Origin of the sequence: Streptococcus sp. HMSC077F03 (assembly GCF_001812375.1) — a bacterium.
GTDB classification, from domain to species: Bacteria; Bacillota; Bacilli; order Lactobacillales; family Streptococcaceae; genus Streptococcus; species Streptococcus oralis_S.
The window spans coordinates 197,295-211,169 of record NZ_KV808797.1; the positions used below are offsets into that span (position 1 = coordinate 197,295).

Genomic DNA, 13,875 nt, shown 5'->3' on the forward strand with positions numbered 1-13,875 from the left:
ACACCCCATGACAGATTTATCATCTTGGACAGCCAATTTTCAGGATTTTGGACAATTTTTCAATGGTTTCCTCTTCACCCTTGCCCTAGCGATTGGATCTTTTATCCTCGCCATGGTTTTGGGCATCTTCTTTGGGGCCATGTCAACCAGCAAACGCCCATTCTTGCGTGTTTTGGCTCGTATCTTTGTCGAATTTTATCAAAATACTCCCCTCTTAGTGCAGTTTGTCATCGTCTTTTATGGTTTGCCTCTTATCAGTGACCATACCATCATGATTCCGATTTATTGGACAGCTGTTCTCTGCGTGGGACTCTATCACGGCGCTTATATCGCTGAGGTTATTCGTTCAGGGATTCAGTCTATTCCTAGCGGTCAGATGGAGGCCGCCTTGTCGCAAGGTTTTACCTATATCAGTGCCATGCGCTTGATTATCTTGCCTCAGGCCTTCCGTATCATTCTCCCTCCATTGACCAACCAAATTGTTAACCTCATCAAGAACACCTCTACCGTAGCTATCATCTCTGGAGTAGACTTGATGTTTGTGACTAAGTCTTGGTCGGCTCTCAACGGAAACTATATCCCAGCCTTTTTAGGTGCTGCTCTTCTCTACTTTGCCCTATGCTTCCCTGTTGCCCAGTTTGGTCGCAAGATGGAGCAAGCCAACAAAAAAGCCTATTCACTTTAGGAGGTTACTATGGAATCCATTTTAGAAGTTTTGACCCCAGATAACCTAATCTTTATCTTTAAAGGATTTGGCTTAACCCTCTACATTTCTCTGATTGCTATCGTCCTCTCGACCCTTATCGGAACAGTGCTAGCCGTCATGAGAAATGGGAAAAATCCTATTTTACGGATCATCTCCAGCATTTATATCGAGTTTGTACGTAACGTTCCCAACCTCCTCTGGATTTTCACCATCTTTTTGGTGTTTAAGATGAAGTCCACACCAGCTGGTATTACAGCCTTTACCCTCTTTACCTCAGCAGCCCTGGCTGAGATTATCCGAGGCGGTCTCAATGCCGTGGACAAGGGACAGTACGAAGCAGGAATGTCACAAGGATTCACCTCTACGCAAATCCTCTACTACATCATTCTCCCACAAGCGATCCGCAAAATGTTGCCAGCTATCATTTCTCAGTTTGTAACTGTAATTAAGGATACCAGCCTTCTCTACTCTGTTATCGCTCTACAAGAACTCTTTGGCGCTAGCCAAATCCTCATGGGACGCTATTTCGAACCAGAGCAGGTCTTCAGTCTTTATATCCTGATTGCCTTGATTTACTTTATCTTTAACTTTGCCATTTCTAGCCTGTCTCATAAGCTAGCAAAACGTTGGCAACAAGCTGCAGAATAAAAAAGAAATGTGAACTCAAAACAAGGGTTCACATTTTTTGCTATAAATGAAAAAGAGTAACTCAATGCTATGCAAACGTTTTACTTTTTGGTAAAATGACTTTAAAACCATAAAGCAAGGAGAAAAATCATGATCCACGAACTTTGCAAAGAATTCTCTCAACTGGAACAAGTAGAAGCTATCGCTCTTGGTGGCTCTCGTGCAGGACAAAACTATGATCAAAATTCTGACTATGACGTTTATGTCTATCTCAACTCTTCTATTGATGAGGCGACTCGCCTCAAAATTTTGAGTAAATACTGCTCCTATATGGAAATTGGAAACCAGTTTTGGGAGTTAGAGGACGACTGTGTACTAAACAACGGTATCCAAATCGAGTTGATTTATCGTTCGCTGGAGTCGTTTGAACAGGAATTGAACTCAACCGTTTTTCAACACAAAGCTCAAAATGCTTATACAACTTGCATGTGGCATAATCTACTCCACAGCAAGATTTTATACGATCCGAATGGACACTATGCTTCTCTCCAAAAGACTTACCAGATTCCCTATCCACAGGAACTCAAAAAACATATCATCGAAAGGCAGTTCCTTTTGCTAGACCAAGCCATGCCTGCCTTCTCTCATCAAATAGAAAAAGCTATCAAGCGTCAAGATCTTCTCAGCATGAATCATCGTACGAGTGAATTTTTTGCTTCCTACTTTGACTTGTTATTTGCGCTCAATGAGCAAACCCATCCTGGTGAAAAACGAATGTTGGAGTACGCAAAGACCCATTGTACACTCCTCCCTAAGCAATTTGAAGAAACTATTCGCAAGTATTTCCAACTACTCTACCAACCGCAACAAGGAGAACAAGCGGTCGTAACCTTGCAAACTATCCTGAAGGAACTAAAAGCCATTTTGCCATAGACCAAAAAGAAAATGTGAACCTGAAACTGAGGCTCACATTTTTCTTTATAGTTTACCGTAAAGAATCTAGTACACTTTACCACAATTCTTCTTGCCCAACTCATAAAAAGAGCGGCAATAGAAAAAGAGAACCTTAGTCCTCTTACTTAGACAGTTTATTCTGAGCATCTGCCACAACCTGAGCCAGACTTGTCTGACGCAGTTGGTTTTCCATAGCTGCTTGAACATCAAACAACTTTTGGTCCAAAACTGCATGGATATTCGCACCAATTGGGCAATTAGGATTTGGATTGTCATGAAAACTAAAGAGCTTACCGGATTTTCCTAAACACTCCACAGCTTGGTAGACATCCAACAAACTGATCTCTTGAAGGTCTTTTATTATCTCAGTTCCTCCCGTACCACGAGCAACTGAAATCAATCCTGCTTTTTTGAGTTGCGATAAAGTCTTTCGGATAATGACTGGATTGACTCCGACACTAGCCGCAAGAAAATCGCTGGTTACTTTACTTTCTGTATCCTGCATTGCAATAATAATCATCATATGAGTCGCAATTGTAAATCGGCTTGAAATTTGCATCTTCTTCTCCTTTCATTGATATTTTATTCATCTTTTCCCGTATAAACATTATACCGTTTTTGGTTTTCCTGTCAAATATTAACGAATGATTACCTTCTCCATGCAAAAAGTCCTGTATCCCTCTTGACAACCAGAACGGTAGAGGGCATACAAAGACTTATTTTTTATGCAATTTTACGGACAATCCCTTTTGTTTTATGACTTGACCAGACTGAGCTGATAGACACCCCAGCACCAACTAAGGTAAACACAGCTAACATAGCTAGATTATAAAAATAGTTATCTGGAAAATGACCGCTAAAGATTAAATCATTCACCACTCGGAAAGCAAAGGCAAACTCAACCCCTAGTTTGGCAACGACTTCCATCGCCAAATCAATTTGATTCACTAGAAAGACAGTAATCACCATCCAAATAGAGGAAATCACAATCCCCTTTCGAGATACCTTTCTTCCAAGGATTTCATATCCTTTAATGGTACAAATCCCCAGAACAATACCCGCTACCATAGCTACATAACCTAGACGAGCGATAAATAGAGCAACTGCTCCACCAATCAAGGCTCCCAGCAAGGCACCAACTGCTCCAAGAAGAACATTTTCCTTTTTATTTTGATAAGAATCCACCTCGATTTGAAGGTTGCTCTTCAGCAATTGATAGCTTTCCTCGTTGATAAGGAAAATTGAATCACCTAATTGATAGAGACCAACGGGGCCTTCCTGACCACTGTAGGCACACACTTGGACGAAATGATGGGTTTCAAGGAATGCAACGAGGTCTGTTATGAGCGTCTGTAACTTTTCAATTGTTTTGGATTTGCGCATGGCACCTTTTACAACAAAAGAAACAAGGTACTGGTTGATAGACAAGGTCGACAAGTTTGGAAGAGATTCACTCTTAAACTCATCCCAAACCATTTCGTTTTCTTCTGAATCCGCAGGATTGCCATTCAAACTCACACTGACACAAAGTCGAAACTGATTTTTCACGTCAGTTTCTTGCAGGAAAAGTAAATAACCTGACTGCGTGCCATAAATACTACGCGAATCTTCGTCAAATTGCATGCCCAACTCCGAGGCAATAGCGTGTAACTCTTCTGGTTTCATTATTTGTCTCCTCTTATTTTGAATATCAATTAGTATGAGATTCAAATTAGTTTTATTCCGTTATTCTAACATAAATTTGAGAAGCCGTCAATTCGTATCCAGTTCGACTTATCGCAAAACAGCAGTCACTAGACTATCTTATTTCTACCTCTTAAAACCAATCTTTCTTGTCTCTTTCCATCCAAAGCTCAACATCCCTGTCATAACCTTCTTGTTCACTAATCTGACCTAACAATTCGTGGTTATGAGTATGGTGAATCCCATTTACCAAACTTTCATAGTAGACCTGGAAATAGGGAAGCTTCAAATCCTTAGCCAACTGCAATTCAGTTTCCACATCATAATCCACTCGACGAAAATCAACATCAGACAAACCTGCCTCATCAAACTCTAAGATCATATACTGGGCCCGCAGGTCCTTACGCAACCACGCATCTAAAAAGAAGGGTTGCCCAATCGAACCTGGATTAAGAATCAACTGTCCATCACTTCCATAACGAAGCAACTGTTGGTGAATATGGCCATATACTGCGATAGAGGCGTGTGGATTCGTCACCAATCTATCAAAATCTTCTTGTTTTCCCGTATGAATCAACTCTCTACCCCAGTTTTTATCAGGGAGATGGTGAGTGATTCCTACCTTCAAATCACCAAACTGACGATGAACTTGCATAGGTTGATTATTGAGATCTTCGATTTCTTCAGGGCTGATCTCCTCTAAGATGTACTGACTTTGACGCAGGAGATAACGATGGCTCGCTTTTGTAGGATCTAACTTGCGATGCAGGCCTCGCCAGAGACTATTTTCCCAATTTCCCAGCACTCTTACTGTAATAGGCAAGCTAGCTAATAGGTCCAATATCCTTCTACGTCCTGTTCCTGGCATCAGAATATCCCCTAAAAGCCAGTATTGGTCTACCTCTGCCACTTTAGCATCAGCCAGAACAGCTTCCAAAGCTGTCGTATTTCCATGTATGTCTGAAAGAACTGCTATTTTGGTCATTCTTTCTCCTTACCCTTTTACTTCTTTTGTTAGTATTATAACAGAAAACACTCGAAAAGATCACTATCACTGATCAATGGATTAAATTGTAAGAGCCTCCAAATCGTGCTATACTATAAGTAGAGATTTCCCCTTCATTTAGGATTATGTGGTCTACAATATCTCTCAATTTTTCCAGATTGGAGGACTATTGCCATGCGGAATTATCTTAAGTATATCCCATACTACCTTGTCACTTTCTTTTTTTACTGGCCACTCTATGAGCTATTCTCACTACTCATCTCTGACCCATATACACTGAAGGGACTGTACATTTACAACATCATCCTCTTTTCACCTCTGGTAACCTTTATCGTATCGCTACTTTATAGCTATCGATTTCATTTCTCACTGTGGTGGTTACTCAGCATTGGTCTGCTCTATTGCTATACCATCATCACCTTTGGCGAATTCATCCTGCTTTACTTCCTAGCCTATGAGCTCTTTGCCCTACTTGGGTTGGTTTCTGGTGCGGGGATCAAGCATCTCTTCCAGCGAGCGAAAAACAAAAAAATTATACAAAAACCTTGAAAATTCTCGCAATCATGCTATAATAATGCATAGAGACAAGTCACTTAATCCCTTTCTACCAGAGAGTGCGTGGTTGCTGGAAACGCATAGAAAGCCTAAACTGATACTACTCTACTGACTTTTATGCAAACATAAAACGGTGGCCACGTTAAAGCCAATCAGAGGTGTCCCTCTTTTTTGAGGAACATGAATGAAGGTGGAACCACGTTGCGACGTCCTTTTAGGATGTCGTTTTTTGTTTGGAGAATAGAGATATTGCCAAGTTAAATGAAACATAGCTAAGAAAAGAAGATGGAGGTTGATATGAATAAATCATTGTCTTGGGTGATTCCCTGTGCCTTCCTTATCGTCTATGTCTGGCTAATGAAAACTCTCAGTCTATGGGGGTTAGAGTACATTGTTGTCTTTTCATTTTTTGCATTTGTTCCTCTTTTGCCATTTCTTGCTCCTTTTCTTGGTATCTTAATGTTTTTTAAGAAAAAGAAACTCATCCTATCAGGATATTTCCTAAGTCTAACTGCTGGTATTTATTTGGTTAATGCTATAAGAAACTATCCACTAAGGATATACATGAGAGGTGAGATGACTGATGAACAATATCTGTCTCTAATCCTTTCCTTAGTATGCTATCTATTCATTTCTACAGCTTTCTTTATCTTTAGAATAAGAAAGTTAAACTATCATTTGTTTAGATAATCAATTGTTATCATTCTTTGTAGATAACGAATTCTCTACTTCTTCAACCTCAGTTTTTAAATATGATAAATTTTTAAGGAGAAAACCATGATTAAGATTACTTTCCCAGATGGCGCTGTTCGTGAATTCGAATCTGGCGTTACTACTTTTGAAATTGCCCAATCTATCAGCAATTCCCTAGCTAAAAAAGCCTTGGCTGGTAAATTCAACGGCAAACTCATCGACACGACTCGTGCTATCACTGAAGATGGAAGCATCGAAATCGTGACACCTGATCACGAAGATGCCCTTCCAATCTTGCGTCACTCAGCTGCCCACTTGTTTGCCCAAGCAGCTCGTCGCCTTTTCCCTGATATTCACTTGGGAGTTGGTCCGGCTATTGAAGATGGCTTCTACTACGATACCGACAATACTGCTGGTCAAATCTCTAACGAAGACCTGCCTCGTATCGAAGAAGAAATGCAAAAGATTGTCAAAGAAAACTTCCCATCTATTCGTGAAGAAGTTACCAAGGACGAGGCGCGTGAAATCTTCAAGAACGACCCTTACAAGTTGGAATTGATCGAAGAACACTCTGAAGACGAAGGTGGTTTAACTATCTACCGTCAGGGGGAATACGTGGACCTTTGCCGTGGCCCTCACGTTCCATCAACAGGCCGTATCCAAATCTTCCACCTTCTCCATGTAGCTGGTGCTTACTGGCGTGGAAATAGCGACAACGCGATGATGCAACGGATCTACGGGACAGCTTGGTTTGATAAGAAAGACTTGAAGAACTATCTTCAAATGCGTGAAGAAGCTAAAGAACGTGACCACCGTAAACTTGGTAAAGAGCTTGACCTCTTCATGATTTCTCAAGAAGTTGGTCAAGGACTTCCATTCTGGTTGCCAAACGGTGCGACGATCCGTCGTGAATTGGAACGCTACATCGTCGACAAAGAGTTGGCTTCTGGCTACCAACACGTTTACACTCCACCACTTGCTTCTGTGGAGCTTTACAAGACTTCTGGTCACTGGGATCATTACCAAGAAGACATGTTCCCAACTATGGACATGGGGGACGGGGAAGAATTCGTTCTTCGTCCAATGAACTGCCCGCACCACATCCAAGTCTTCAAGCACCATGTTCACTCTTACCGCGAATTGCCAATCCGTATCGCTGAAATCGGTATGATGCACCGCTACGAGAAATCTGGTGCCCTCACAGGTCTTCAACGTGTGCGTGAGATGTCACTCAACGACGGTCACCTCTTTGTTACTCCAGAACAAATCCAAGAAGAATTCCAACGTGCCCTTCAGTTGATTATCGATGTTTATGAAGACTTCAACTTGACTGAATACCGCTTCCGTCTCTCTCTTCGTGACCCTCAAGATACTCACAAGTACTTTGACAACGATGAGATGTGGGAAAATGCCCAAACCATGCTTCGTGCAGCCCTTGATGAAATGGACGTTGACTACTTTGAAGCTGAAGGTGAAGCAGCCTTCTACGGACCAAAATTGGATATCCAAGTTAAGACAGCTCTCGGAAAAGAAGAAACCCTTTCTACTATCCAGCTTGACTTCTTGCTTCCAGAACGCTTCGACCTCAAATACATTGGAGCTGATGGTGAAGAACACCGTCCAGTTATGATTCACCGTGGGGTTATCTCAACTATGGAACGCTTCACAGCTATCTTGATTGAGAACTACAAGGGTGCCTTCCCAACATGGCTTGCACCACATCAAGTGACCCTCATCCCCGTTTCTAACGAAAAACACGTAGACTACGCATGGGAAGTAGCTAAAAAACTCCGTGACCGTGGTGTCCGTGCTGATGTGGATGAACGCAACGAAAAAATGCAGTTCAAGATTCGTGCTTCTCAAACCAGCAAGATTCCTTACCAATTGATCGTTGGTGATAAGGAAATGGAAGACGGAACAGTCAACGTTCGTCGCTACGGCCAAAAAGAAACACACACTGTCTCAGTTGATGACTTTGTCCAAGATATCCTTGCTGATATCGCTAACAAGTCACGTGTTGAGAAATAAAAAACTAGCATAAAAGCCTCCATTCGGAGGCTTTTTCTCATTTATGTTTACTCAATAACGAGCTTCACTTCAGCGAATTTGATCCTTACTGTCGTTCCTTTTCCGACCTCAGACTCGATGCGAATCTGGTGACCCAGTTCTTCAGAAATTTTCTTAGATAGATAAAGTCCAAGTCCAGATGACTGCTGGGTCAGACGGCCATTGTAGCCTGAAAAACCACGTTCAAAGACTCGGAGCACATCGCTGTTTTTTATCCCGATTCCCGTATCCTTGATGCAGAGCTTCTGGCCTTCCATATAAATCTCTAGCCCACCTTCCTTAGTGTACTTGAGACTGTTTGAGAGGATTTGTTCAATGACGACCAACAACCACTTCTTATCGGTCACGATAATTTTGTCAAGGTCATGGAGATTGACCGTCAGTCCCTTTTGGATAAAGAAAAGTGCGTACTTACGAACCATATCCTTGACCAAGTCCTCCACTTGAACCTTTTCAAAGACCAAGTCATCGTGAAAACTCTCTAAACGCAGGTACTGTAAAACCAGATTGGTATAGGAGTCAATCTTGAAAATTTCCTGTTCCAACTGCTGTTTGACCTCCCGATCAGAGACTTCTGCTACCAAAAGGCGACTAGCAGCAATGGGGGTCTTGATCTGGTGAACCCACAAGGTATAGTAATCAAGCAAATCCGTCAGCTTGCTTTGGGCTTCCGACTTCTTTTGATACAATTCAGACTCTCGCTCTTCGAGTTTCTCTGCCAGCGCACATTCCAGAGGAGACTTGGGATCTCTCTCAGCATAGAGTACTTCCTGCCGGTAAACCTGAGCTTCTGCAAATATATCCCAAGCCAAAAATAATAAGGTCAAAAAACTACTGAGCAGAAAGAAATAAAGAAAATAAGTTCCTAGACTAGCAAATAAAAACTGAAAGAGAAGGACGAGAAAGCCTAATGAAAAAATATAGGTAAAAACGCGACTGCGAGAGCGCAGATAGGCTAGAAAAAATGATTTCCAATCAAGCATGTTTCAGTCCGTATCCTATCCCTTTCTTGGTTTCGATAAAGCCAGCTAATCCTTGTTCCTCAAGCTTTTTGCGCAAACGAGCCACATTAACAGACAGGGTATTGTCGTCGATGAAAAAGTCGCTGTTCCAGAGCTCCCGCATCAGGTCATCACGGGCTACGATATTACCCGCATGTTCAAACAAAACTCGCAAAATTTGAAATTCATTCTTGGTTAAGCTCAGGATTTCACCCTGATAGTGCAGGTCCATAGACTTGGTATTGAGGATAACACCCGCATACTCTAGCAAACTTTCATCTCGTCCAAACTCATAGGAACGGCGCAACAAACCCTGAACCTTAGCCAATAGAACCTGCTGGTCAAAAGGCTTGGTCACAAAGTCATCCGCTCCCATATTGATCGCCATGACGATATCCATAGCCTGATCTCTTGAAGACAGAAACATGATAGGTACCTTGGAAATCTTGCGAATCTCCTGGCACCAGTGATAACCATTAAAAAGAGGCAGACCAATATCCATGAGGACCAGATGAGGTGCCGACTGGACAAATAAACTCAACACTTCCATAAAGTCTTCTACCAAAACGACTTCAAATCCCCACTCGGAGAGCAATTTCCCAACTTGTTGCCGAATGACTTGATCATCTTCTACTAGTAAAATCTTGTGCATGCGCTCCTCCTTTTTCTATTATTATAACAGATTTTCTAATTGGATAAAACGCAAACCTGTATTTGAATCAGCACTCTAGTCAAATAGTAAAAGCCAGCAAGCCTACTAGCTAATTCTAGGTAAATGTGGTAGGATAAACATAGAGAAAGGAGCTTTTATGGCCAATATTTTTGACTACTTAAATGATGTAGCATACGATTCCTTTTATGACCTCCCCGTGAACGAGTTAGATGTTCTTGCCTTGACTGAATTAACCTACCTTGCTTTTGATGATGTAGTCACCCAAGAACCAAAGCGCCTCATAGATCTTGCATCTCAAATCCCTAGAGACACGACTATGCTGACCAATAAGAACCGTCTTCAATTGTTAGATCGGCTCGCTCAACACAAACGCTTTAAAAATTGCAAGCTCTCAGACTTTATCAACGATATCGATCCTGAATTGCAAAAACAGTTCGCAGCCATGACTTATCGTATCAGTCTCGATACCTATTTGCTTGTTTTTCGTGGGACGGATGACAGTATCATCGGTTGGAAAGAAGATTTTCATATGACCTATATGAAGGAGATCCCAGCTCAAAAACACGCCCTTCAGTATTTACAGGACTTTTTTGCTCAACATCCTAATCAAAAGGTTATTCTAACAGGACACTCAAAAGGGGGCAATCTAGCTGTCTATGCTGCCAGTCAACTTGATCCAAACTTGCAGAAAAATATTATCGCTGTCTATACTTTTGATGCCCCTGGACTTCACAAGGAACTAACCGAAACACCAGGCTATCAAAATATGATGGAAAGAACGAAAGTATTTGTTCCACAAGGTTCTATCATCGGGATGATGCTGGAAATTCCGGATAAAAAAATCGTCGTTCGAAGCACTGCCTTGGGCGGTCTTGCCCAGCATGACACCTTTAGTTGGCAGGTTGAAGACAAGCACTTTGTCCAACTAGACGAGACCAATAGTGACAGCCAGCAAGTCGATACTACCTTCAAGGAATGGGTTGAAACCGTTCCTGACGAAGAACTGCAGCTCTACTTTGACCTCTTTTTTGGAATCATTCTCGATGCAGGCATCTCTTCTATCAACGACCTTTCTTCCTTCAAGGTCATTGAACACATTCACCATCTCTTTGTCCAAGCCCAATCCCTCACTCCCGAAGAAAGAGAAACCATGGGACGCTTAACCCAACTCTTGATTGATACCCGTTACCAAGCTTGGAAAAATCGTTAAGGTAGGAAAAAGACCTTCTGATACCCTAAGCCCTCTCTTCTGTGTTATACTGATATCAGTACATTCTTTGAGATTGGAGCCAGTATGAAAATCCATAAAACTGTAAACCCTGTTGCCTATGAAAACACCTACTACATAGAGGGAGACCAACACCTGATTGTGGTCGACCCTGGTAGCCATTGGGAAGCTATTCGCAAAACTATCGAGAAAATCAACAAACCCGTCTGTGCGATTCTCCTGACCCACACCCACTACGACCATATTATGAGTCTTGACTTGGTCAGAGATACTTTTGGAAATCCCCCAGTCTACGTCGCAGAAAGTGAAGCCAGCTGGCTCTACACTCCTGTAGACAATCTCTCTGGCCTCCCACGGCACGACGATATGGAGGATGTCGTCTGCAAACCAGCTGAGCACACCTATGTCTTTGACGAGGAATACCAGATCGAAGAGTTCCGTTTTACGGTATTGCCAACACCTGGCCACTCTATCGGTGGTGTTTCTCTGGTTTTTCCTGATGCCCATCTAGTCTTAACAGGAGATGCTCTATTCCGCGAAACCATCGGACGGACAGACCTTCCTACAGGTAGCATGGAACAACTCCTCCATAGTGTCCAGACTCAACTCTTCACTCTTCCTAACTACGATGTCTATCCAGGGCATGGTCCAGCTACAACCATCGCTCACGAAAAGACCTTTAATCCCTTTTTCTAGCAAGCAAAAAACCAAGGATTTTCTCCTTGGTTTTTGTATTACCAAATAATCACACGATCCTCTGGTGAACGCCACATGCCGTCGCCTTCTTTGACATCGTATGTTGTAAAGAAGTCATCGAAGTTTGGCACTTGCACATTGACACGGAGTTTGGCAGGCGCGTGCACATCGACACTGGCCATAAGTTTCATCAATTCTGGACGGCCTTTCATGCGCCAGATACGAGCAAAGTTGTGGAAAAATTCTTCAGCTGAGAAGTCTGGTTCTCTCTTAGCAGCTTCAAGGGCTGCAGCAATTCCTCCCAAGTCAGCAACGTTTTCAGACACGGTTAGTTTCCCGTTGATTCTTGCACCGTAAGATTCTTGCCCATCAAACTGGTCGATAACTTTTTGTGTTTTTTCTTTGAAAGCAGTATAGTCACTCTCTGTCCACCAATCCTTGAGGCTACCATTTTCATCAAAGGACGCACCATTTGTGTCAAAGGCATGAGAAATCTCGTGAGCAATAACAGCACCAATACCACCGTAGTTGGCTGAAGACGACTGGTGCAAGTCATAGAATGGAGCCTGTAAAATAGCCGCTGGGAAGACAATCAAGTTCTTCTGAGGATTATAGTAGGCATTGACCATATGAGCAGGCATGCCCCACTCCTTGTAGTCAACCGGTTGGTTCCACTTACTCCAGCTGTGCTTGATTTCCACACGCGCAAAGGCTAGGGCATTCTCAAAGAGACTGGCAGTTTCATCCACTACCTTGTCCTTGTAGCGGGCTGGCAATTCCTCTGGATAACCGATATAAGGCTTGATGACATTAAGTTTGACAATGGCCTTGTCACGCGTTTCAGGCGTGAGCCAGTCATTCTTAGCCAAACGTTCCTTATAAACGTCAATCATAGTCGCTACTTTTTTCTCTACGTCTGCCTTAGCTTCTGGAGAGAATTTTTCATGCGCGTACCAGAGACCAAGGGCTTGCTTAAAGGGACCTTGGGCCAAATGATAAGCTGCCTTGACCTTGTCCTGAGCTTCTGGCACACCTGAAAGGGCACGTCCATAGGCACCTGACAAGACACGAATCTCATCTGTCAAATAACTGGTTGAAAGATTCACCACTGCCAAAATCAAGGTTGCTTTGAGTAGAGGCCAAGCTTCCTCACTATAAAACTGATCTGCTGCTTGCCAGAAACGTTCCTCATCTACGATAACCTTGTCAGGAACTTGCCCAAGAACAGCTTGGAAGAAGTCATCCAAAGGTAGGGCAGGAGCAAATTTTTTGAATTCTTCATAAGCGTATGGATGGTAGAGTTTGGCATATTCTGAACTTTCTTCGTTTGAAAGAACCACTGCTGCGATACGACGGTCCAATTCCAATCTCTTCTCTAGTAAGTCTGCGATTTCCTCGTCTGAGAAATCATAGGCTTTGAGAAGATTCGTTGTACTTTCCTTCCAAAGAGTCAAGAGCTCCTCACGTTGAGGATGGTCTTCAGCATAGTAGGTTGTATCTGGCAAGATTGTTCCTGGAGCACTGGCCCAAAGAACATTGGTTCTGGCATCCATAAAGTCTGGCGATACACCAAATGGAAGGAAGTTTGGTTTACCAGCTAGTTCGAACTCTGCCAGTTTGCTGGTAAAATCTGCAAAACTCTCCAAATCCTGATATTCCTTGAGCAGAGGAAGGACGGGCTTGATCCCATCTGCTTCTCTCTTATCAAAATCGCGTACCATGCGATGGTACTTAACAAAGTTTGCGAGGATAGCATCCTCTGGGACATCCTCTCCTGCCAACCACTTGTCCGTTGTTGCCAGCATCAACTCTTCAATTTCCTCATCAAGGTCAATAAAACCACCTGTTCGAGATTTATCAGCTGGAATGACAGCTGTTTTTTCCCATTCGCCATTAATAGCATCATAAAAATCATCTTGATAACGTGTCATCTTGTTCTCGCTTTCATTTTTCACTTATTCTTAGCTTAGCAAAAAACACTTGGGA

At 42.6% G+C, this 13,875-nt stretch carries 14 protein-coding genes; 8 read left to right on the forward strand and 6 right to left on the reverse strand.

Translation table 11 applies throughout. The features are described from left to right. Positions 1-7: 7 nt before the first annotated feature. The 3 genes from HMPREF2853_RS08170 (at position 8) to HMPREF2853_RS08180 (ending at position 2,266) form a co-directional block, all read left to right on the forward strand. Positions 8-685, forward strand: coding sequence for an amino acid ABC transporter permease (locus tag HMPREF2853_RS08170; RefSeq protein ID WP_070535677.1), 678 nt, complete (start codon positions 8-10; stop codon positions 683-685). A 9-nt stretch (positions 686-694) separates the two neighbouring features. Continuing rightward, the gene (locus HMPREF2853_RS08175; protein WP_070535680.1) at positions 695-1,354 is read left to right on the forward strand and encodes an amino acid ABC transporter permease; all 660 of its coding nucleotides are present in this window, start codon (positions 695-697) and stop codon (positions 1,352-1,354) included. A 129-nt stretch (positions 1,355-1,483) separates the two neighbouring features. Then, the gene (locus tag HMPREF2853_RS08180) at positions 1,484-2,266 is read left to right on the forward strand and encodes a DUF4037 domain-containing protein (protein ID WP_070535684.1); all 783 of its coding nucleotides are present in this window, start codon (positions 1,484-1,486) and stop codon (positions 2,264-2,266) included. A gap of 142 nt (positions 2,267-2,408) precedes the next feature. On the opposite strand, the gene HMPREF2853_RS08185 is transcribed toward HMPREF2853_RS08180, so the two are convergent. The 3 genes from HMPREF2853_RS08185 to HMPREF2853_RS08195 all read right to left on the reverse strand — a co-directional run bounded on the left by HMPREF2853_RS08185 (position 2,409) and on the right by HMPREF2853_RS08195 (position 4,955). Next, positions 2,409-2,846, reverse strand: coding sequence for an Rrf2 family transcriptional regulator (locus tag HMPREF2853_RS08185; protein ID WP_001167395.1), 438 nt, complete (start codon positions 2,844-2,846; stop codon positions 2,409-2,411). Between the two features lie 164 nt (positions 2,847-3,010). Then, a complete protein-coding gene (locus HMPREF2853_RS08190) occupies positions 3,011-3,952 on the reverse strand; it encodes a hypothetical protein (RefSeq protein ID WP_070535687.1) in 942 nt (313 codons plus the stop codon). Between the two features lie 151 nt (positions 3,953-4,103). Beyond that, positions 4,104-4,955 (reverse strand): metallophosphoesterase family protein, encoded by an 852-nt coding sequence (locus HMPREF2853_RS08195; protein WP_070535697.1) that lies wholly within the window; start codon positions 4,953-4,955, stop codon positions 4,104-4,106. 195 nt (positions 4,956-5,150) lie between these two features. Here HMPREF2853_RS08195 and HMPREF2853_RS08200 point away from each other — a divergent pair, with 195 nt between their 5' ends. From HMPREF2853_RS08200 to thrS, 3 genes are all read left to right on the forward strand, one after another. Further along, positions 5,151-5,525: a hypothetical protein gene (locus HMPREF2853_RS08200; RefSeq protein WP_070535700.1), complete on the forward strand. Its 375-nt coding sequence runs from the start codon at positions 5,151-5,153 to the stop codon at positions 5,523-5,525. A gap of 324 nt (positions 5,526-5,849) precedes the next feature. After that, on the forward strand, positions 5,850-6,221 hold the full coding sequence (locus tag HMPREF2853_RS10130; RefSeq protein ID WP_070535951.1) for a hypothetical protein: 372 nt from the start codon (positions 5,850-5,852) through the stop codon (positions 6,219-6,221). An 87-nt stretch (positions 6,222-6,308) separates the two neighbouring features. Continuing rightward, a complete protein-coding gene (gene thrS, locus HMPREF2853_RS08210; RefSeq protein WP_070535703.1) occupies positions 6,309-8,252 on the forward strand; it encodes a threonine--tRNA ligase in 1,944 nt (647 codons plus the stop codon). A 47-nt stretch (positions 8,253-8,299) separates the two neighbouring features. On the opposite strand, the gene HMPREF2853_RS08215 is transcribed toward thrS, so the two are convergent. Together HMPREF2853_RS08215 and HMPREF2853_RS08220 are read right to left on the reverse strand one after the other, a co-directional pair. Then, entirely contained in the window at positions 8,300-9,274 is a 975-nt protein-coding gene (locus tag HMPREF2853_RS08215; protein WP_070535713.1) for a sensor histidine kinase, read from the reverse strand. Then, positions 9,267-9,944, reverse strand: a complete 678-nt coding sequence (locus tag HMPREF2853_RS08220) for a response regulator transcription factor (protein WP_000548980.1) — start codon at positions 9,942-9,944, stop codon at positions 9,267-9,269. The genes HMPREF2853_RS08215 and HMPREF2853_RS08220 overlap by 8 nt, the downstream gene beginning before the upstream one ends. 157 nt (positions 9,945-10,101) lie before the next feature. On the opposite strand from HMPREF2853_RS08220, the gene HMPREF2853_RS08225 reads away from it, so the two are divergent. Together HMPREF2853_RS08225 and HMPREF2853_RS08230 are read left to right on the forward strand one after the other, a co-directional pair. Continuing rightward, positions 10,102-11,175 (forward strand): DUF2974 domain-containing protein, encoded by a 1,074-nt coding sequence (locus HMPREF2853_RS08225; protein ID WP_070535716.1) that lies wholly within the window; start codon positions 10,102-10,104, stop codon positions 11,173-11,175. An 84-nt stretch (positions 11,176-11,259) separates the two neighbouring features. Beyond that, positions 11,260-11,889 carry an MBL fold metallo-hydrolase gene (locus HMPREF2853_RS08230; RefSeq protein WP_000690829.1) on the forward strand — a complete coding sequence of 210 codons (630 nt, stop codon included), beginning with the start codon at positions 11,260-11,262 and terminating at the stop codon, positions 11,887-11,889. A gap of 38 nt (positions 11,890-11,927) precedes the next feature. Here the strand turns inward: HMPREF2853_RS08230 and HMPREF2853_RS08235 are convergent, their stop codons facing one another. Continuing rightward, positions 11,928-13,820, reverse strand: coding sequence for a M13 family metallopeptidase (locus HMPREF2853_RS08235; RefSeq protein ID WP_070535719.1), 1,893 nt, complete (start codon positions 13,818-13,820; stop codon positions 11,928-11,930). Positions 13,821-13,875 lie beyond the last annotated feature (55 nt).